Here is a 19,271-nt window from a genome sequence, read left to right on the forward strand (position 1 = left end):
GCACCGGTCGCCCCTGTCCTTCCCGGCTGTCCTCCCTGCACAACACCACCAATCCTAGGGAGAACACGACATGAGCAAGACCACCCACTTCCTCAACGAAAGCGCCCGCGTCGACGAGGCCGCCATCCAGGCCCTGCCCGGCTCGCGCAAGATATTCGTGGAAGGCTCACGCCCGGATATCCGCGTGCCCTTCCGCGAGATCGCCCTGTCACCGACCCACACCTCCGGTGTCGATGAGGAAAATCCGCCCTTGCTGGTCTATGACACTTCCGGGCCCTACACCGACCCGGACACCGCCGTCGACCTGCGTCGCGGGCTCCCCGAACTGCGGCGCGCCTGGATCGAGGCTCGCGACGACACCGAATGGCTCGACGGACCGACCTCCGACTATGGCCGCCGCCGGGCCAACGACCCTATGCTCGCGCCGCTGCGTTTCGAGCTGACCCGCACGCCCCGCCGCGCCAAGCAGGGGCATAACGTCACCCAGCTCCACTATGCCCGCCAGGGCATCGTCACCCCGGAGATGGAGTTCATCGCCATTCGCGAGAACCAGCGCCGTCAGGCGCTCTCCACCCAGTATTCGGGCAGCGAGGAGGTCGAGCGCATCCTCGGCCACCAGCACCCGGGCCAGGGCTTCGGCGCGCGACTGCCGGAGGAGATCACGCCCGAGTTCGTACGCGACGAGGTGGCCGCCGGCCGGGCCATCATTCCCAACAACATCAACCACCCGGAATCCGAGCCGATGATCATCGGACGCAACTTCCTGGTGAAGATCAACGGCAACCTGGGCAACTCGGCGGTGACCTCCTCCATCGAGGACGAGGTCGACAAGATGACCTGGGGCATCCGCTGGGGCTCGGACACCGTCATGGATCTCTCCACCGGCCAGAACATCCACGAGACCCGGGAATGGATCATCCGCAACGCCCCGGTGCCGATCGGCACGGTGCCGATCTACCAGGCACTGGAGAAGGTCAAGGGGGTAGCCGAGGACCTGACCTGGGAGGTATTCCGCGACACCCTGATCGAGCAGGCCGAGCAGGGCGTGGACTACTTCACCATCCACGCCGGCGTGCTGCTTCGCTACGTCCCCCTGACCGCCCGTCGCACCACCGGCATCGTCTCCCGGGGCGGCTCGATCATGGCCAAGTGGTGCCTCTTCCATCACCAGGAAAGCTTCCTCTACACCCACTTCGAGGATATCTGCGAGATCTGCAAGCGCTACGATGTCGCCTTCTCCCTGGGTGACGGCCTGCGCCCCGGCTCGGTGGCCGATGCCAACGACGAGGCCCAGTTCGCCGAGCTCGAGACCCTCGGCGAGCTGACCAAGATCGCCTGGAAGCACGACGTCCAGGTGATGATCGAGGGCCCCGGCCACGTGCCCATGCACCTGATCAAGGAGAACATGGACAAGCAGCTCGAAGAGTGCGACGAGGCGCCGTTCTATACCCTGGGGCCGCTGACCACCGATATCGCGCCGGGCTACGATCACATCACCTCGGGCATCGGTGCTGCCATGATCGGCTGGTACGGCTGCGCCATGCTCTGCTACGTGACCCCCAAGGAGCACTTGGGGCTGCCCAACAAGGACGACGTCAAGACCGGCATCATCACCTACAAGATCGCCGCCCATGCCGCCGACCTGGCCAAGGGGCACCCCGCCGCCCAGCGCCGCGACAACGCCCTGTCCAAGGCGCGCTTCGAGTTCCGCTGGGAAGACCAGTTCAACCTCGGCCTCGACCCGGACACCGCCCGGGAGTTCCACGACGAGACCCTGCCCAAGGACTCGGCCAAGGTCGCCCACTTCTGCTCGATGTGCGGGCCCAAGTTCTGTTCGATGAAGATCAGCCAGGAAGTGCGTGACTACGCCAGGGACAACGGCCTCGACGGCGAGCGTGCGGCGGTGGAGCGGGGCATGGCCGAGCAGGCCGAGAAGTTCCGCGAGCAGGGCGCCGAGCTGTACAAGGAGGTCTGACCTTGCGCCCGTGACGCTAAAACGCCGCGCCGGCCCATCGCCGACGCGGCGTTTTTATCTCGTCGCGACGTGCTCAGCCGCCGGCGGACGAGGCGGCGTCGAACGTCTCGTTTTCCTTCGCCGGCGTCTCGCCGCCGGGCTTGAAGCCGAGCAGCCGCAAGGCATTGAGCGTGACCAGCACGGTCGCACCGGTGTCGGCCAGGATGGCCAGCCACAGACCGGTGATGCCCAGCACGGTGGTCACCAGGAATATCCCCTTCAGCCCCAGGGCGATGGCGATGTTCTGGTGGATATTGGTCATGGTCGCGCGGGCCAGGCGGATCATCGACGCGACATCGGCGACCCTATTGCGCAGCAGGGCGCCGTCGGCGGTCTCCAGCGCCACGTCGGTGCCCGACCCCATGGCCACTCCCACCTGGGCACTGGCGAGGGCCGGGGCATCGTTGATGCCGTCGCCGATCATCATCACCCGTTCACCGGCGGCCAGCTCGCGGATCGCCGCGACCTTGTCCTCAGGCAGCAGTTCGGCGCGTCGTTCGAGCCCGATACGCGAGGCGATGGCCGTGGCCGTGCGCTCGTTGTCGCCGGTGAGCATCACCGCGCGCACGCCCAGCGACGACAGTGCCTGCACGCCGTCGGCCGCGTCACCGCGCGGCTCGTCACGCATGGCGATCGCCCCCAGCACGACACCGGCCTCGACCGCCACGATCACCGTCTTGCCTTCGGCCTCGAGCGCCTCGATGCGCGTGGACAGCGTCTCGGGGAGCGACCATCGCTCGGCCGCGTAACGCGGCGCGCCGACGAAGGCCGGATGACCATCGCGCCGGGCCTCGACGCCTCGCCCCGGTACCGCCCGACCCTCGACGACCGCCGAGGGCGTCAGCCCAAGCGCGCGAGCATGCTCGAGCACCGCCATGGCCAACGGATGACTGGCATCCTGTTCGAGGCTCGCCGCCAGCGTCAGCACACCCTCGGCCGACTGCGCCTCGTCCGTCGGCACCACATCGGTCACCCGCGGCCGACCTTCGGTCAACGTACCGGTCTTGTCGAAGCCAACCACTTCGGTGCGGGCGGCGGCTTCCATCACCGCGCCGCCCTTGAGCAGCAGCCCGTGCCGGGCGCCGGTGGACAGCGACGAGGCGATCGACGCCGGCACCGAGATCACCAACGCACAGGGGCAGCCGATCAGCAGCAACGCCAGGGCACGGTAGACCCATTCGCCCCAGGCACCACCCAGGAGCAGCGGCGGCACCACCGCCACCAGTACCGCCAGGCCGACCACCACCGGCATGTAGACGCGGCTGAAGCGATCGATGAAACGTTCGGTGGGCGCCCTCGCCTCCTGGGCCTCTTCCACCAGACGGATGATGCGGGCGATGGTGTTGTCTTCGGGCGGCCGCGTCACGCGCAGACGCAGCACCCCATCCTGGTTGATCGAGCCGGCGAAGACCTCGTCCTGCTCGCCCCTGGCTCGGGGTATCGACTCGCCGGTCACCGGCGACTCGTCGACCGCCGAGCGCCCCTCGAGGATCGTACCGTCGGCGGGGATCCGGTCACCGGGGCGTACCACCACCCGCTGACCGACCACCAGCTCGGCCGCATCCACCGTGCGTGTCTCCCCCGGGGCCACCTCGAGTCGCGCCTCGCGAGGCACCAGGTCGGCCAGGGCACGAATGCCCGAGCGCGCCCTGTCGGCGGCCACGCCCTCGAGGATCTCGCCGATCGAGAACAGCAGTACCACCATCGCCGCCTCCTCGGCGGCGCCGATGATCAGCGCGCCTCCGGCGGCGAGGGTCATCAGCATCTCGATGGTGAACGGCATGCCGACCCGTGCCGCGGTCATCGCCCGCCGCGCGATCGGGACCAACCCGACCAGGCAGGCCGCGAAGAAGGCCCAGTGGGCCACCGCTTCCCCGAGCGTGAAACGCAGCAGCATGGCGACGGCAAGCGCCGCACCGGTCGCCAGCACCAGGCGCCCCTTGCCGGTGGCATACCAGCGCCGGCGCTGGCCCTCGCTACCGGGTGCAGAGACACCGCCCGAGCCAGCCTCGCGCGGTGCGGCCTCATAGCCCAGCCCGCATACCGTGGCGGTCACCGTCTGCGGCGTTGTCTTGGCCTCGTCCAGCGTGAGGGTCAGCGTCTCGTTCATCACCGAGACACGAATGTCATCGACGCCGGGGAGCTTCTCCAAAGCAGCGCGGATGGTCGCGGCACAGCTCGGGCAGTCCATGCCACCCACGCTCCATGTCAATGACGCCCCGGCCGCCTGGGGGTCATGTTGCGTCGCCGCGTCATCGGCGGCGTCACACGACCCGGCACAGCAACTGTCCGCGCTCTCTTCGCTCCCCTCGGGTGCCTCCTGCGATGGGCGGCGCTGTATCCCGTAGCCCAGGCGCTCGACCAACGACTCGACGGCCTCGGGAGCACTTCGGCGGTCATCCAGCGTCAACGCCAGCGAGCCCTGTACGACCGACACCTGGACGTCGTCCACGCCATCGAGGCGCTCCAAGGCACCGCGAATCTTGCCGACGCAGCTCGGGCAATCCATGCCCTCCACCCGCCAGTAATGCCACTGCGGCTGCGTTGCCGCGACGTCATGCGCCATGCTGGTCTCCTGCGAAGTCCCGAAAGCGTGTCATCTGATCGCAGGTTAATGCCTATAGGCACTATAGACTCAAGGAAGGATCACGCGGTCGCCGATGAACCGCGACGCCCCCGCGGGATGGCGAGGGCGTCGCGGGATAGATGCCCGACATAGGTGCCAAGGCGCCTAGAAGTGGTAGGTCGCCCCCAGGCTGATGGCATCGAAGTCGTAGCGGGACTCGTCGAGATAGCGCATGTAATCGGCGTCTAGCGAGAGGTTCGGCATCAACCCATAGCTGGCCCCGCCACCGTAGGACACATCGCTCTCGGCGTCCGCCCCGTCGAATTCGACCTCGGTGGCGCCTAGCAACGCGTAGAGCTTGAGGCGTGGAGTGAGTGGCAGCATGCCCTTGGCATAGCCACCGGCCAGGTAGTCCAGGTCCAGGGGCCCGTCGGAGCCACCGGTGCCCAGATGCCCCTCCAGGGCGAAGTAGTCGTTAAAGGCGACACCGGCACGCAGGCGCAGCCCGGTGCTGTCCCGTTCGTCGGCTCGCCCCTTCGGATCGAGCTCCCAGAACAAGGCATCGGCACCGACATAGGGGCTTGGTTGACCGGTCGTGGGGCTCTGGGCATGAGCCTGAGGAACGGCCGCCAGGCAGGCCGCGACGACGGGAACGAACAAGGTCTTCATGAGGCGTCTCCCATTAAGAAACAATGTTTCCCTGCAGCCTCTCTAGTGTGGAACAAGGCGCGCTCCTGCGCCATGTTTCACACGGCGCCATGCCATGAGTTCGAGCGATGCCCTGCCACTGGTCTGGAGGCGTGATAGGGAATATCCTCTTCTTCACGTGCAGGCTGTGCCGCCTCCCGGGCACCCTGCACCCCCTAACATGGAGACAGCAATGGCCGGTTTACTGCCCGACGTCGACCCCGACGGACTGCTCGAGTATTCGGTGGTCTACACGGATCGCTCCCTCAATCACATGTCGCAGTGCTTCCAGCAGGTGATGCGCGATATCTCCGCCTCGCTGAAGCGCGTCTATCGCGCCCATTCGGCGATCATCGTCCCCGGCAGCGGTACCTTCGGCATGGAGGCAGTGGCTCGCCAGTTCGCCACCGACCGACGCTGCCTGGTGATCCGCAACGGCTGGTTCAGCTATCGCTGGAGCCAGATCCTGGAGCGCGGCCAGATCCCCTCGGATCTCTATATCCGCAAGGCCCAGCGCCTCGATGGCGATGATCCGTCGTCGCCCTTCTCGCCGCCGCCCATCGAGGAAGTGCTGGAGACGATCCAGGACCAGCAGCCCGACCTGATTTTCATGCCCCACGTGGAAACCGCCTCCGGCATCAAGCTGCCCGACGACTACATTCGACGCCTCTCCGCGGCCATCCACGACCAGAACGGCCTGCTGGTGCTCGACTGCATCGCCTCCGGCAGCGACTGGGTGGACATGCAGGATACCGGCGTCGATATCCTGATCAGCGCGCCGCAGAAGGGCTGGAGCGGCTCGCCCTGCTGCGCCATGGTGATGATGTCGCGGCTGGCCCGGGAGATCATCGAGGAGACCGAGAGCTCCAGCTTCGCCTGCGACCTCAAGAAGTGGCTGTCGATCATGGAGACCTACGAGGGCGGTGGCCACGCCTACCACGCCACCCTGCCCACCGACGGCCTGCGCACCCTGCGTGATGTCATCCTCGAGGCCGAACAATACGGCCTCGACACGCTGCAGACCGAGCAGCTCGAGCTCGGCCGTCGGGTACGCGAGCGGCTCGCCGAACGCGGCTATCGAAGCGTCGCCGCCCCGGGCTTCGAGGCCCCCGGCGTGGTGGTCAGCTATACCCGGGATGCCGAGCTCGGCGCCAAGTTCGCCGCCCACGGTCTACAGGTGGCCACCGGTGTGCCGCTGATGTGCAACGAGGGCGAGGAGTTCCGCACCTTCCGCATCGGCCTGTTCGGCTTCGACAAGCTGCATGACATCGAGCGCACCCTGACGAGCCTCGATCAGGCGCTGACCCGCATCGAGAGCGCCGATGAATAACGGCTGATCGAACTATGGCGCCACGACAAACCAACAGGGCGGCCCTTCGCGGGCCGCCCTGTTGGTTTGAGTGCATCGGTGTTGAGTGTATCGGAGGCGAGTGCGTCGATATGGACGCTCGCGAGATCAGCCACCGATCAGCGACAGGATGATCCGCTCGCCATAGCCCCACAGCAGCACGGTGATGCCCAGCAGCACTTCCAGCAACAGCACACCGACGGCCAGGGTCACGCTTGAGACGATGAAGCCCTCTTCGTTGTCGATCCCCAGGAAGGACGGGATGCCGAGATAGAGCAGGTAGGCCGTATAGCAGAGCCCGATGACACCGGCGAGCAGGCACAGCCAGATCAACGGATAGACCGCCACGACGCCACTGAGGAACATCGGCGTCGCCACATAGCCCGCAAACACGATGCACTGGCTCTGGCTCGGCGGCCGGGTGTAGCGCTTGGCCATGTAGCGAATGACCTTGCCCACCGCATAGACCGCCGCCAGGATCACCAGATAGAAGACGACCCCGGCGCCGAGGGCGTCCAGGTAACCGAGCTGGATCGTCGTTCCTCCACCGAGGCTCCACCCCACTTGGGTGGTGCCGATGTAGGAACAGATCACGGGGATGGCTGCCAACAGCAGCACGTGGTGTTCGTAGAGGTGGGTGAGCGTCTCGCGCTCTTCCTTGATCTGCTGCCACTCGCGCTTCGGATGGGCGAGGATGCCCCAGGCATGTGTCAACATGGCATTCCCTCCTGCCGGGGACGGACCAGGCTGGCCCGCCACAAAGTGTCTCTGCACCGACAAGTATAGACAGAGATCGGGGAGATCTTCCGCCAACGGTAACGCGTTCAGCCCACGGCAGCGATCAACGGTGTGCTCGGCAGCAGGCTCGACTCCACCGACATCATCACGCTCAGCGCGGTGATGGTGAGGATCGAGAAACCGAACACTCGCTTCGCCCAACGCTCCGCGTTGTCGGTCCAGTAGCCCTGCATGGCCAGGTACAGCCAGTAGACGCCCATCACCAGCGCCACGGCGAAGTAACCTGGCCCTGCATAGCCTGCCACACTCAGCGCCAGGGAGGCGAAGAGGAAGGCCACGACATAGCCGAGGATATAGTGTTTGGCCGTGGTGATACCGCGCACCACGGGGAGCACGGGAATCCGCGCCGCCTCGTAGTCCTTGAAGCGGAAGATGGCGATGGCATAGGAATGCGGCATCTGCCACAGGCAGAAGATCACCAGCAGCGTCAACGCACCGACATCGAACTGGCCGGTCACCGCGCAGTAGCCCACCACCGGCGGCATCGCCCCGGAGAGGCTGCCCACCAGGGTGCCGTACTCGGAGCGACGCTTCAGCCACAGGCTGTAGGCGCCGACATAGATGGCGAAACCGAAGGCCGCCAGGCCCACGGTCACGGCGTTGGTGAACGCCACCAGCAGGGCGAAGCCGGCGACCCCGAGCAGGGTCGCGAAGCGCAGCGTCGCCGCCACCGACAGCCGCCCCTGCACCAGGGGCCGGCTGCGAGTACGCTCCATCACCGCATCGATATCACGATCGATGACGTTGTTGTAGGCGCACCCGGAGGCGATCACCAGCGACAATCCGACCAGCGTGGCCAGCAGCAGCCAGGGATCGACCTGGCCCTGGGCGGCCAGGAAGAAGCCGCCCAGCACCGAGATGGCATTGCCACCGATGATCCCTGGCTTGGTCAGCGCCAGGTAGTCCCGGCGCCGCGAGGAGGTCACCATCACCCGATCATCATGTTCAGGTGGAGGTTGTGCATGATCCATAGTGAACCTCCAATGACCAGGACCAGGATCGCCACGGTGAAGACGAAGGAGGTGACGTTCCAGCCCTCGTCCGTCTTGGTGCTCATGTGCATGAACAGGATCAGCTGCACGAGCACCTGGGCCACGGCGGTGGCCACGATGATCAACAGTGTCACCGCGGTCGAGAACGAGCCGGTCATCACCACCCCGAACGGGATGATGGTCAGCACGATGGACAGGATCAGGCCGATCACATAGGACTTGACGCTGCCGTGGCTGTGCTCGGCATGAGAGGCATGTCCGCTCATATCACAGGACTCCCATCAGGTAGACGAAGGAGAAGACGCAGATCCAGACGATATCCAGGAAGTGCCAGAACAGGCTCAGGCACATGATCCGCGGACGCGTCATGTCGGTCAGGCCCTTCGTCTGCACCTGGATCAGCATCACCAGGATCCAGATCAGGCCGAAGATCACGTGCAGGCCGTGGGTACCGACCAGCGTGAAGAAGGCCGACAGGAAGGCACTGCGATCCGGACCGTAACCGAGGTGGATCAGGTGGTTGAACTCGTAGGCTTCCAGGCCGATGAAGCCGGCACCGAGCAGGAAGGTCACACCCAGCCAGGTCTTCACCTGGGCCACCCGGTCGGCATTCATCGCCAACACCGCCATGCCGTAGGTGAAACTACTCACCAGCAGCAGGAAGGTGCTGATCAGGATCAACGGCAGCTCGAAGATCTCCGCCCCGGTCGGCCCATCGGCCGTGCCCCGGAGGAGCACGGCGTAGGTGGCGAACAGTGACCCGAAGATCACCAGGTCGCTCATCAGGTAGACCCAGAAACCGAACAGCTTGGTGCCGGAGGTATCGTGGTGATCATGCTCGTGGGCATGATCATCCTGGTTGCTCAGGGTATCCGTAGACATTTATGCCTGCCCCCCTGCCTGGGTTGCATGGGTTGAAGACGAGGCGTCAGCTTCGACGCGCCGGCGATGCTCGCTCTCGATGCGTTCGACCTCGGCGGCGGGCACGTAATAGTCGACGTCCTCGCGGAAGATCCGCGCCATGAAGACGGCGAACATGCCGATGCCACCGACGATGGCGAGCCACCAGATGTGCCAGACCAGGGCGAAGCCGAACACGGTGGAGAGACCACCCAGGACCGGGCCTTCCCAAGTGTTCTTGGGCATGTGGATGTCCTGGTACGGCGCCTCGGACAGCGGCGCTACGCCACCATTGCGCTCCTTCATGCGCCAGAAGTCATCGACGCCTTCCACCTCGGGCAGGTGCGCGAAGTTGTAGAACGGCGCCGGAGAAGACGTGGCCCACTCCAGGGTGCGCGCGCCCCAGGGATCGCCGGTAACGTCCTGGTTCTGCTTGCGGTCACGGATGCTGACGTAGAACTGGATCAGGGTGCAGGCGATGCCGGCGGCGATGATTACGGCGCCCACCCAGGCGACGATCATCAGCGGCTGCCAGTCACCATTCTCATAGGACTGCATGCGACGCACGGCACCGAAGAAGCTCAGCACGTACAGCGGCGTGAAGGCCACGTAGAAACCGATCAGCCAGCACCAGAAGGAACGCTTGCCCCACTTCTCATTGAGGGTGAAGCCGAAGGCCTTCGGGAACCAGAAGGTCAGGCCCGCCAGCATGCCGAACACCACGCCGCCGATGATGACGTTGTGGAAGTGGGCGATCACGAACAGGCTGTTGTGCAGCACGAAGTTGGCCGCCGGGATCGACAGCATCACACCCGTCATACCACCCAGGGAGAAGGTGATGATGAAGCCCAGGGTCCACAGCACCGGCGAGGTGAACTCGAGGCGACCGCGGTACATGGTGAACAGCCAGTTGAAGATCTTCACCCCGGTGGGGATGGCGATGATCATCGTCATGATGCCGAAGAAGGCATTGACGTTGGCGCCCGCGCCCATGGTGAAGAAGTGGTGCAGCCAGACGATGAACGACAGGATGGTGATGGCGATGGTCGCCCATACCATGGTGCCGTAACCGAACAGGCGCTTGCGTGCGAAGGTCGAGATGACCTCGGAGAACACACCGAAGGCCGGCAGGATGAGAATGTACACCTCAGGATGGCCCCAGGCCCAGATGAGGTTGACGTACATCATCATGTTGCCACCGAGATCGGTGGTAAAGAAGTTCATGCCCAGGTAGCGATCCAGGGTCAGCAACGCGATGGTCGCGGTCAGGATCGGGAACGAGGCGATGATCAGGACGTTCGCGCACAGCGAGGTCCAGGTGAAGATGGGCATGCGGAACATGCTCATGCCCTTGGTGCGCATCTTGATGATGGTGACGAAGAAGTTGATACCGGTCAGGGTCGTGCCGATCCCCGATATCTGCAACGCCCATATCCAGTAATCCACCCCGACCCCGGGACTGTACTCCTTACCCGATAATGGGGCGTAGGCCAACCAGCCGGTCTTGGCGAACTCGCCGGCGAACAGCGACACGTTGACCAGGATCACGCCCGCCGCGAACAGCCAGAAGCTCAGGTTATTCAGGAACGGGAAGGCCACGTCGCGCGCACCGATCTGCAGCGGCACCACCAGGTTCATCAGGCCGATGACCATGGGCATGGCGACGAAGAAGATCATGATCACGCCGTGGGCGGTAAAGATCTGGTCATAGTGCGAGGGAGGTAAAAAGCCCTCGGCACCGCCGGACGCCATCATCTGCTGACTGCGCATCATGATGGCATCGGCGAAGCCACGTAGCAGCATCACCAGCGCCACGAGGAAGTACATGATGCCGAGCTTCTTGTGGTCGATGGAGGTGATCCATTCCGTCCACAGATAGCCCCACTTCTTGAAGTAGGTGATGGCGGCCATCAACGCGAGCCCACCGACGACGATACCAGCGATGGTCGTCATGATGATGGGATCGGTCGGGATCGCCTCTAACGTGAGTTTTCCGAACATGATTTACTCCGCTGCCTCCGCGCTCATGGACTCGCCGTGAGACTCGGCCGATTCATCGTGACCGTCGTCACTGTGGGCAGGACCATGGCCACCGTGACCGAAACCTTCGGCATAGCTGTCGGCGTATTCGGCCATGCGCTGTTCATGGTCGCCGCCGGCCTGGAAGCTCTTGATGATGCTCTCGTAGAGAGAAGGGGATACCTCGGAGAAGTACTCGACCTCGTTGTCCACGCTGGGCGCGGCGAGTTCGTCGTACCTTGCCGGGTAGGTCAGGGCCTGGGATGACTCGCGAACCTCGGCCACCCAAGACTCGAAGTCTTCTTCGGTGCCTACATGAGCGTCGAAGGTCATGTCGGCGAAGCCCGCACCGCTGTAGTTGGTCGAGCGACCGGCATACACGCCCGGCTCATCGGCGACCAGGTGCACGTCATTGTCCATGCCGGCCATGGCATAGATCTGACTGCCCAGGCGCGGGATGAAGAAGGCGTTCATGACCGAGCCGGAAGAGACTCGGAAGCGCACCGGAGTATCCTCGGGGAAGGCCAGCTCATTGACGGTGGCAATGCCCTGCTCGGGATAGATGAACAGCCATTTCCAGTCCAGCGACACCGCCTGAATCTCGATGGGCTCCTGCTGCTCCTCGTTCGGCGCGATAGGCTTGTGCGGATCCAGGCTGTGCGAGGTGTACCAGGTCAACGCCGCCAGGAAGACGATGATCACACAGGGGATGAACCACACGACCGCCTCGACCAGGGTCGAATGGTGCCAATCAGGGCGATAGGAGGCTTCGCGGTTGCTGCTGCGATAACGCCAGGCGAAGAGCAGCGTCATCACGATCACGGGGATGACCACGATCTGCATCAGACCGAAGGACGTGAAGATCAGCGTGCGCTGCTCTTCCCCGATCTGGCCCTTGGGGTCCAGCAGCGCCGAGCTGCACCCCGCCAGGACCAGGGGCAACACCGCCAGCAGCAAGACTCCGAGCTTGCGCAGGGGGGGAGTTCGATACATGTTTCGACCTCGTCAGGCTTGGCGACAGGATAAATCCTGCTGAATTGTAGCAAGCACGCTACACAAAGACCGAGACCTGTCCTGCGCCGGTTGACCCATGACCGCAGCAAAGGCTCACCATCGTGGAAAGGACTCGGCTCACTCATGACCAATCCCCTCGCGAACGCCATGATAAGGCGTGCGAGAAAGGGTCCGGCCGCGGGGAACGTATTGTGTAGTAAACGAGGAAAGGAGGAAAGGGACGATTTGCCGCAGGGTGTCGCAGTGGCCGCCCCATGTCAGTCGTCGGCGCGCTGTTCGGCGATCACCTCGTCGACCTCATCGAGCCCCGCGAAGCGCGCCGGACGCAGCAGCCCCTGTTTGCTGGCATCCACCACCAGCAACCGACGCTGGGCGGTGGCGATGGCCGCCTGCTTGGGCGCCACCTCATGGAAGTGGAAACAGCTCAGCCCCTGGCGCTGATCCACGCCGGCCGCGGTCAAGAACGCCTTGTTGATCCCGAAGCCGCGGATCGTCTCGGCCATGTCGTCGCTGGAGAAGGAGCACGACGAGGCGTGATAGATGCCGCCCAGCAGCCATAGCCGCACCCCCGACCGCCGACTGACCGCCTCGGCGATATTGAGCGCATAGGTCACCACCGTCAACGACATATCGTCGGGCAGGCTCAAGGCCAGCGGCGTCAGGGTCGTGCCGCAGTCGATGAACAGCGTATCACCCTCCTCCAGAGTCGCCAGCGCCCGTTCGCAGAGCCGCCACTTGGCATCGGCATTGCGGTCGCGCTGCACCGCCAGGTCGTAGGTCGTCGCATGCCGCGGATCATCGGCGAGCATCAGATAGCCGCCGATCAGCATCAGGGTGCCATCGCTGGCCGCCAGGTCCCGGCGGATGGTCATCGCCGATACCTCGCACAACCCCGCCGCCTCCGACAGGCGCAGGCTGCCGCCCTGCCCCAAGGCGTGTTGCAGACGCATCAGGCGCCCTTCGCTTCGCTCGTTCAACATGGCTCCTCTTGCATGGCGGGAAGCGGCGCGAGCCGCACCTTTACCACTAACGCGCAATCCCACCCCATTGCGGGGTTGCGACAGTAAATGTTATTAAAATAACATTGCTATGTTATTTCAAGAACAGGTACGCCGTTCGCCCTTTTGCTCGCCCGTCGCCACCCAGCCATGATCTTGCGTCGACGCGAGCAACGGCCTTCCGCGTGCCCGGCACCTCACTCGACAACAACACCTAGAGAAGCCGACCCATGCCAATGTCTCTCGCTCCCCCACGCGCCGCCTCTCTCGCCGGCCTGCTGCTGGGCGCCGTTGCCCTGCCCGCCGCCGCTGACGACGCCAGCACCTCCGCCTTCACGCCCCAATGGTCCTTCGCCAACGCCTCGATCAACTACCTCGACTGGTCCGACGGCACCGAACAGCGCACCGCCACCAACGCCGCCAAGGGCGATTTCTTCTACCTCGAGCTCGAGGGCGGCGTCGGCTTCGACTGGGGCGAGTTCTACGGCTTCTACGACTTCGAGAACCCACAGAACGACACCGCCGAGGAAGACGGCCGCGACAACCGGCGCAGCGCCGCCAAGCTCACCTCGCACCTCTATCTCGGCGACACGCCCTTCTCGCTGTACCTGCATGTCTACGATTTTCGCGACTACGGTTACGACAGCGAGGAGCAGGACCGCGTCGCCGGCCTCGGTTATCGCCATACCTTCGCCAATGGCCTGTGGGTCAAGCCGTTCATCGGCAAGGCCTGGGTCGAAAGCGGTGGTGGCGGCTACAGCGGCGAGAATGGCTACATGGCCGGCTGGGTGCTGGGCTACGACTTCCAAGCCTTCGGCGAGGACTTCAGCCTGAGCAACTGGCACGAGCAGACCTTCGCCCGCGACGACGACTACCTCGACGACAACTACGTCAACGGCCCGGCCGGCGAAACGGGCACCAACGGCGCGGTGGGACTATGGTGGCACCCGGCCGATGTGATCACCACCGGCCTTCAATACCGCTACTCGAACAACAAGCTGGGGACCGCCGGCGAATACCAGAACGCGATGATCTACACACTGAAGGTCAACTTCCTGTAACCTGCCGCGCCTCGTGACCCATCGCCGGCCTCGAGGCACGCCGCGTGCGCCTCTGACCCAAACCACAAGGACATCCCCATGACCTTGCTCATGAGCGTGATCGGCATGGCGACGTTGATCGCCATCGCCCTGCTCTTCTCCCGCAACCGCCGGGCCATTCGCCTGCGCACCGTGGGTGGCGCCTTCGCCATCCAGGCCGGCATCGGCGCCTTCGTACTCTACGTGCCGGCCGGTCAGGTGGTCCTCGCCTCCATCTCCGAGACCGTCAGCCAGGTCGTGCAGTACGCCAACGACGGCATCAGCTTCGTGTTCGGCGGCCTGGCCGACCCCGAGGCGGTAGGCTTCGTCTTCGCCGTGAAGGTGCTGCCGGTGATCATCTTCTTCTCCTCGCTGACCGCGGTGCTCTACCACATGGGCATCATGCAGTGGGTGATCCGGCTGCTCGGCGGCGTCCTGCAGAAGGCGCTGGGCACCTCGCGCACCGAATCGCTGTCGGCCACCGCCAACATCTTCGTCGGCCAGACCGAGGCGCCGCTGGTGGTGCGCCCCTTCATCGCGAAGATGACCGAGTCACAACTGTTCGCGGTGATGTGCGGCGGCCTGGCCTCGGTGGCCGGCTCGGTGATGGCCGGCTACGCCGCGCTGGGCATTCCCATGGAGTACCTGGTGGCCGCCTCCTTCATGGCCGCCCCCGGCGGGCTTTTGTTCGCCAAGCTGCTGCTGCCCGAGACCGACACGCCCGAAGACAGCGTCTCCGCCGCCGAGGAGCGCCTCGAGGAAGACGAGGACCGCCCCAGCAACGTGCTGGACGCCGCCGCCTCCGGGGCCAGCTCCGGCCTGATGCTGGCCGCCAACGTCGGCGCCATGCTGCTCGCCTTCATCGGCCTGATCGCCCTGATCAACGGCATCCTCGGCGGCGTCGGCGGCTGGTTCGGCATGGAATCGCTGAGCCTGGAGATGCTGCTCGGCTGGTTGTTCTCGCCGCTGGCCTTCCTGCTCGGCGTACCGTGGAGCGAGGCCACGCTGGCCGGCTCCTTCATCGGCCAGAAGCTGGTGGTCAACGAGTTCGTCGCCTATATCAACCTGGCGCCCTATCTCGACGGCGAACAGGTGGTCGCCGCCACCGGCAAGGTCCTGTCCGACCATTCTGCGGCGATCCTGTCGTTCGCGCTGTGCGGCTTCGCCAACCTCTCCTCGATCGCCATCCTGCTCGGGGGCCTGGGCAGCATCGCCCCCAGCCGGCGCCATGACATCGCCCGCCTGGGCCTAAAGGCCGTGCTCGCGGGGACGCTTTCCAACCTGATGTCCGCTACCCTGGCCGGGTTCTTCATCGCCCTCGGGGCATAAGCCAGCGACGCCGCGGCCCTGCCGGCCGCGGCCTCATCCTTCTCTACAGGACGACACTCCCATGACCAACTCGCAACGCGTCGCCCGCCAGGCCCTGTCGCTGATGGACCTCACCAGCCTCAACGACGACGACACCGATTCCACCATCGAGGCGCTGTGCCAGCGCGCCCGCACCTCCATGGGCACCCCGGCGGCGGTCTGCGTGTATCCGCAGTTCATCGTCCCGGCCCGCCGCGCGCTGACCGCGCATCGCCTCAACGACAGCATCAAGATCGCCACCGTCACCAACTTCCCCGATGGCGGCGACGACATCATGCGCGCCGCCCGGGCGACCCGCGAGGCAGTAGGCTCCGGCGCCGACGAGGTCGACGTGGTGTTCCCCTACCGGGCCTTGCAGGCCGGCGACGAGGCCCTGTGCCAGGAATTCGTCGAGATGAACAAGGCCGCCTGCGGCGATGCCACCCTCAAGGTGATCCTCGAGACCGGTGAGCTTGCCGACCCGGCCCTTATCCGCCGCGCCGCCGAACTGGCCGTGGCCGGTGGCGCCGACTTCCTCAAGACCTCCACCGGCAAGGTCGCCGTCAACGCCACCCTGGAAGCCGCCGAGATCCTCCTCGAGGTGATCCGCGACAGTGGCCAGGACGTCGGCTTCAAGGCCGCCGGCGGCGTGCGCACCACCGAAGACGCCCAGGCCTACCTGCAACTCGCCGAGCGCATCATGGGCGCCAACTGGGTCAACCCGACGCACTTCCGCTTCGGTGCCTCCGGCCTGCTCGATGACCTGCTGCTCACCCTGGGCGCCTTCGAGGGCAATGCCGCCCCCGAGGACGACTACTGATGCTTCCCCAGGAGGCCATCCGCGCCAAGCGTGACGGCCAGGAGCTCCCACCCGATGCGATCCGCGAGCTGGTCTCCGGCATCGCCGACGGCCGCCTCGCCGATGCCCAACTCGGCGCCTTGGCCATGGCCATCACCCTGCAGGGCATGAGCGACGCCGAGACGGTGGCCTTCACCGAGGCCACCCGCGACTCCGGCGAGGTCCTCGACTGGCGCGGGCTCGACCTGCCGGGCCCGGTGCTCGACAAGCATTCCACCGGCGGGGTCGGCGACCTGGTCTCGCTGGTGCTCGGCCCCTGGATCGCCGCCTGCGGTGGCCACGTGCCGATGATCTCCGGGCGCGGCCTCGGCCACACCGGCGGCACCCTGGACAAGCTCGAGGCCATTCCCGGCTACTCGGTCACGCCCGACACCGCCACCTTCCGTCGCCTGGTCAAGGACGTCGGCGTGGCGATCATCGGCCAGACCGGCAGCCTGGCCCCGGCGGACAAGCGCCTCTACGCGGTGCGTGACGTCACCGCCACCGTCGAATCGTTGCCGCTGATCGTCGCCTCGATCCTCGGCAAGAAACTGGCCTGCGGCCTCGATGCCCTGGTCATGGACGTCAAGGTCGGCGGCGGCGCCTTCATGCCCACGCCGGAGGCATCCCGGCAACTGGCCGAAACCATCGCCGACGTCGCCAGCCGTGCGGGCACGCCGACCACCGCCCTGCTCACCGACATGAGCCAACCGCTCGCCCCCTGCGCCGGTAACGCCGTGGAGGTTCGCGAGGCGCTGGCCGTGCTCACCGGCGAGCGGAAGGGTGGCCGCCTGCTCGAGGCCACCCGCGGCCTGGCCGCGGAAATGCTGCTGGCCGGCGGACTGGCCAGCGACCGCGCCGCCGCCCTCGCCACGCTCGATGAGCGACTGGCCTCCGGCGCGGCCGCCGAACGCTTCGCGCGCATGGTGGCCGGGCTCGGCGGGCCGAGCGACCTGCTCGAAAACAGCGGCCGCCACCTGCCCACCGCCGCGGTGATGCGCGAGGTCCATGCCCCGCGCGCCGGCCACCTCAACGCCATCGACACCCGCGCGTTGGGCATGGCGGTGGTCGAGCTCGGCGGCGGGCGCCGCGCGCCCGATGACATCATCGACCCGGCCGTCGGCCTGAGCGACATCGCCGCGCTGGGCGAGGCCGTGAGCCACGGCCAGCCGCTGGCGCGCATCCACGCCGCCAGCGCGGCAGACGCCGAGCACGCCGAACGCCACCTGCTCGCCGCCCTGTCGCTCGAAGACACGCCCCGCCCCGCGCCATCACTGATTCAGGACACCATCCGTCGGGAGGTTCCATGACACGCGCCATCGTACTCGTACTCGATTCCTTCGGCCTCGGCGCCACCCCCGACGCCGAGGCCTTCGGCGACGTCGGTGCCGACACCCTGGGCCATATCGCCCAGGCCTGTGCCGACTCGGATCAGCGCGGCCCCTTGCGGCTGCCTCACCTGGGGCGCCTGGGGCTGTTCCACGCCCACCGCGAGAGCACCGGCACCTGGGCCGCGGGAGTCACCCCGCCCGAGTCCGTCGACGGCGCCTACGGCGTCGCCCGGGAGGTGTCTTCCGGCAAGGACACGCCTTCCGGCCACTGGGAGATCGCCGGCGTGCCGGTGCGCTTCGAGTGGGGGTACTTCCATGAGCGCGAAAACAGCTTCCCGCCCGAGCTGCTCGAGGCGCTGGTGCGCGAGGCCAAGCTCCCCGGCGTGATCGGCGACTGCCATGCCTCCGGCACCGAGGTCATCGCCCGGCTCGGCGAGACGCAGGTCACGAGCGGCAAGCCGATCGTCTACACCTCGGCGGACTCAGTGTTCCAGATCGCCGCCCACGAGGAGCACTTCGGCCTCGAACGCCTCTATGAGGTCTGCGAGATCGCCCGCCGCCTGCTCGAGCCCTACAACATCGGACGCGTGATCGCGCGCCCCTTCACGGGTGAGAGCGCCGACGACTTCGCGCGCACCGCCAATCGCCGCGACTACAGCGTCGAGCCGCCCGCGCCTACGGTGCTGCAGAGGCTCCATGACGACGGCGGCAACGTGGTGGCGATCGGCAAGATCGCCGACATCTACGCCCACTGCGGCATCTCGCAGACGATCAAGGCCAGCGGCCACGACGCCCTGTTCGACGCCACGCTGGAGGCGATGAACGAGGCCGGCGAGCGCTCGCTGATCATGACCAACTTCGTCGACTTCGACATGGTCTACGGCCACCGCCGCGACGTGGCCGGCTACGCCGCCGCCCTCGAGGCCTTCGATGCCCGCCTGCCGGAGCTGCTGGCGCGGCTCGCGGACGACGACCTGCTGATCCTCACCGCCGACCACGGCTGCGACCCGACCTGGCCGGGCAGCGACCACACCCGCGAGCACATCCCGGTGCTAGCCAGCGGTGCGGGCCTTGCGCCCGGCTCGCTGGGCGCCCGCGAGAGCTTCGCCGACATCGGGCAGAGCCTGGCCGAGCACTTCGGCCTGGCACCCATGGATGACGGCACCAGCTTCCTGCCGGCCCGCTAGGCACTGTCAGACAAGCATCGGCGTTCGGTGATTCGGCGCTAATCATCGGCTCAACAGGCTCATTGACGCGTCGCGTCTTCACCGATGTTTGCCTGGTGACCCACAAGGGAGCGGGCAACCCATTGACCCGCTGGGAGCGGGCCTCGCCCCCAC

16 protein-coding genes are annotated in these 19,271 nt (G+C 66.0%); 7 read left to right on the plus strand and 9 right to left on the minus strand.

What is annotated here, in order from left to right; translation table 11 throughout:
- Window positions 1-70 precede the first annotated feature (70 nt).
- Window positions 71-1,975, plus strand: a complete 1,905-nt coding sequence (gene thiC, locus ETC07_RS07055; RefSeq protein ID WP_136247798.1) for a phosphomethylpyrimidine synthase ThiC — start codon at window positions 71-73, stop codon at window positions 1,973-1,975.
- A gap of 73 nt (window positions 1,976-2,048) precedes the next feature.
- On the opposite strand, the gene ETC07_RS07060 is transcribed toward thiC, so the two are convergent.
- Both ETC07_RS07060 and ETC07_RS07065 read right to left on the minus strand, forming a co-directional pair.
- On the minus strand, window positions 2,049-4,580 hold the full coding sequence (locus ETC07_RS07060) for a heavy metal translocating P-type ATPase (protein WP_136247799.1): 2,532 nt from the start codon (window positions 4,578-4,580) through the stop codon (window positions 2,049-2,051).
- 165 nt (window positions 4,581-4,745) lie between these two features.
- Window positions 4,746-5,249: a porin family protein gene (locus ETC07_RS07065; protein WP_136247800.1), complete on the minus strand. Its 504-nt coding sequence runs from the start codon at window positions 5,247-5,249 to the stop codon at window positions 4,746-4,748.
- Window positions 5,250-5,460: 211 nt separating this feature from the next.
- Between ETC07_RS07065 and ETC07_RS07070 the strand changes: the two genes are divergently transcribed.
- Complete coding sequence (locus ETC07_RS07070) at window positions 5,461-6,597, plus strand: aminotransferase class V-fold PLP-dependent enzyme (RefSeq protein WP_136247801.1); 1,137 nt, start codon at window positions 5,461-5,463, stop codon at window positions 6,595-6,597.
- A 126-nt stretch (window positions 6,598-6,723) separates the two neighbouring features.
- Here the strand turns inward: ETC07_RS07070 and ETC07_RS07075 are convergent, their stop codons facing one another.
- The 7 genes from ETC07_RS07075 to ETC07_RS07105 all read right to left on the minus strand — a co-directional run bounded on the left by ETC07_RS07075 (window position 6,724) and on the right by ETC07_RS07105 (window position 13,318).
- Window positions 6,724-7,332: a Yip1 family protein gene (locus tag ETC07_RS07075; RefSeq protein ID WP_136247802.1), complete on the minus strand. Its 609-nt coding sequence runs from the start codon at window positions 7,330-7,332 to the stop codon at window positions 6,724-6,726.
- A gap of 107 nt (window positions 7,333-7,439) precedes the next feature.
- Complete coding sequence (gene cyoE, locus ETC07_RS07080) at window positions 7,440-8,342, minus strand: heme o synthase (protein WP_136247875.1); 903 nt, start codon at window positions 8,340-8,342, stop codon at window positions 7,440-7,442.
- The gene (cyoD, locus tag ETC07_RS07085; protein WP_136247803.1) at window positions 8,342-8,671 is read right to left on the minus strand and encodes a cytochrome o ubiquinol oxidase subunit IV; all 330 of its coding nucleotides are present in this window, start codon (window positions 8,669-8,671) and stop codon (window positions 8,342-8,344) included. The genes cyoE and cyoD overlap by 1 nt, the downstream gene beginning before the upstream one ends.
- Before the next feature lies 1 nt (window position 8,672).
- On the minus strand, window positions 8,673-9,287 hold the full coding sequence (gene cyoC / locus ETC07_RS07090) for a cytochrome o ubiquinol oxidase subunit III (protein ID WP_136247804.1): 615 nt from the start codon (window positions 9,285-9,287) through the stop codon (window positions 8,673-8,675).
- Entirely contained in the window at window positions 9,288-11,306 is a 2,019-nt protein-coding gene (cyoB, locus tag ETC07_RS07095; protein WP_136247805.1) for a cytochrome o ubiquinol oxidase subunit I, read from the minus strand.
- A gap of 3 nt (window positions 11,307-11,309) precedes the next feature.
- The gene (gene cyoA / locus ETC07_RS07100) at window positions 11,310-12,317 is read right to left on the minus strand and encodes a ubiquinol oxidase subunit II (protein ID WP_136247806.1); all 1,008 of its coding nucleotides are present in this window, start codon (window positions 12,315-12,317) and stop codon (window positions 11,310-11,312) included.
- Between the two features lie 278 nt (window positions 12,318-12,595).
- Complete coding sequence (locus ETC07_RS07105; protein WP_240724583.1) at window positions 12,596-13,318, minus strand: DeoR family transcriptional regulator; 723 nt, start codon at window positions 13,316-13,318, stop codon at window positions 12,596-12,598.
- Between the two features lie 248 nt (window positions 13,319-13,566).
- Here ETC07_RS07105 and ETC07_RS07110 point away from each other — a divergent pair, with 248 nt between their 5' ends.
- The 5 genes from ETC07_RS07110 to ETC07_RS07130 all read left to right on the plus strand — a co-directional run bounded on the left by ETC07_RS07110 (window position 13,567) and on the right by ETC07_RS07130 (window position 19,118).
- Entirely contained in the window at window positions 13,567-14,397 is an 831-nt protein-coding gene (locus tag ETC07_RS07110) for an outer membrane protein OmpK (RefSeq protein ID WP_136247807.1), read from the plus strand.
- A 78-nt stretch (window positions 14,398-14,475) separates the two neighbouring features.
- Window positions 14,476-15,744 carry a NupC/NupG family nucleoside CNT transporter gene (locus ETC07_RS07115; protein WP_136247808.1) on the plus strand — a complete coding sequence of 423 codons (1,269 nt, stop codon included), beginning with the start codon at window positions 14,476-14,478 and terminating at the stop codon, window positions 15,742-15,744.
- A 61-nt stretch (window positions 15,745-15,805) separates the two neighbouring features.
- On the plus strand, window positions 15,806-16,582 hold the full coding sequence (deoC, locus tag ETC07_RS07120) for a deoxyribose-phosphate aldolase (protein WP_136247809.1): 777 nt from the start codon (window positions 15,806-15,808) through the stop codon (window positions 16,580-16,582).
- Entirely contained in the window at window positions 16,582-17,910 is a 1,329-nt protein-coding gene (gene deoA / locus ETC07_RS07125; RefSeq protein ID WP_136247810.1) for a thymidine phosphorylase, read from the plus strand. The genes deoC and deoA overlap by 1 nt, the downstream gene beginning before the upstream one ends.
- Window positions 17,907-19,118: a phosphopentomutase gene (locus ETC07_RS07130; RefSeq protein WP_136247811.1), complete on the plus strand. Its 1,212-nt coding sequence runs from the start codon at window positions 17,907-17,909 to the stop codon at window positions 19,116-19,118. Before deoA ends, ETC07_RS07130 begins: the two co-directional genes overlap by 4 nt.
- Window positions 19,119-19,271 lie beyond the last annotated feature (153 nt).

This window comes from Halomonas borealis (assembly GCF_004798905.1).
Taxonomy (GTDB): Bacteria; Pseudomonadota; Gammaproteobacteria; order Pseudomonadales; family Halomonadaceae; genus Halomonas; species Halomonas borealis.

Bases quoted from the DNA above. Each gene is read 5' to 3' on its own strand.
- thiC (WP_136247798.1), top strand. From the start codon at position 71: ATGAGCAAGACCACCCACTTCCTCAACGAAAGCGCCCGCGTCGACGAG.
- ETC07_RS07060 (WP_136247799.1), bottom strand. From the start codon at position 4,580: ATGGCGCATGACGTCGCGGCAACGCAGCCGCAGTGGCATTACTGGCGG.
- ETC07_RS07065 (WP_136247800.1), bottom strand. From the start codon at position 5,249: ATGAAGACCTTGTTCGTTCCCGTCGTCGCGGCCTGCCTGGCGGCCGTT.
- ETC07_RS07070 (WP_136247801.1), top strand. From the start codon at position 5,461: ATGGCCGGTTTACTGCCCGACGTCGACCCCGACGGACTGCTCGAGTAT.
- ETC07_RS07075 (WP_136247802.1), bottom strand. From the start codon at position 7,332: ATGTTGACACATGCCTGGGGCATCCTCGCCCATCCGAAGCGCGAGTGG.
- cyoE (WP_136247875.1), bottom strand. From the start codon at position 8,342: ATGGTGACCTCCTCGCGGCGCCGGGACTACCTGGCGCTGACCAAGCCA.
- cyoD (WP_136247803.1), bottom strand. From the start codon at position 8,671: ATGAGCGGACATGCCTCTCATGCCGAGCACAGCCACGGCAGCGTCAAG.
- cyoC (WP_136247804.1), bottom strand. From the start codon at position 9,287: ATGTCTACGGATACCCTGAGCAACCAGGATGATCATGCCCACGAGCAT.
- cyoB (WP_136247805.1), bottom strand. From the start codon at position 11,306: ATGTTCGGAAAACTCACGTTAGAGGCGATCCCGACCGATCCCATCATC.
- cyoA (WP_136247806.1), bottom strand. From the start codon at position 12,317: ATGTATCGAACTCCCCCCCTGCGCAAGCTCGGAGTCTTGCTGCTGGCG.
- ETC07_RS07105 (WP_240724583.1), bottom strand. From the start codon at position 13,318: ATGTTGAACGAGCGAAGCGAAGGGCGCCTGATGCGTCTGCAACACGCC.
- ETC07_RS07110 (WP_136247807.1), top strand. From the start codon at position 13,567: ATGCCAATGTCTCTCGCTCCCCCACGCGCCGCCTCTCTCGCCGGCCTG.
- ETC07_RS07115 (WP_136247808.1), top strand. From the start codon at position 14,476: ATGACCTTGCTCATGAGCGTGATCGGCATGGCGACGTTGATCGCCATC.
- deoC (WP_136247809.1), top strand. From the start codon at position 15,806: ATGACCAACTCGCAACGCGTCGCCCGCCAGGCCCTGTCGCTGATGGAC.
- deoA (WP_136247810.1), top strand. From the start codon at position 16,582: ATGCTTCCCCAGGAGGCCATCCGCGCCAAGCGTGACGGCCAGGAGCTC.
- ETC07_RS07130 (WP_136247811.1), top strand. From the start codon at position 17,907: ATGACACGCGCCATCGTACTCGTACTCGATTCCTTCGGCCTCGGCGCC.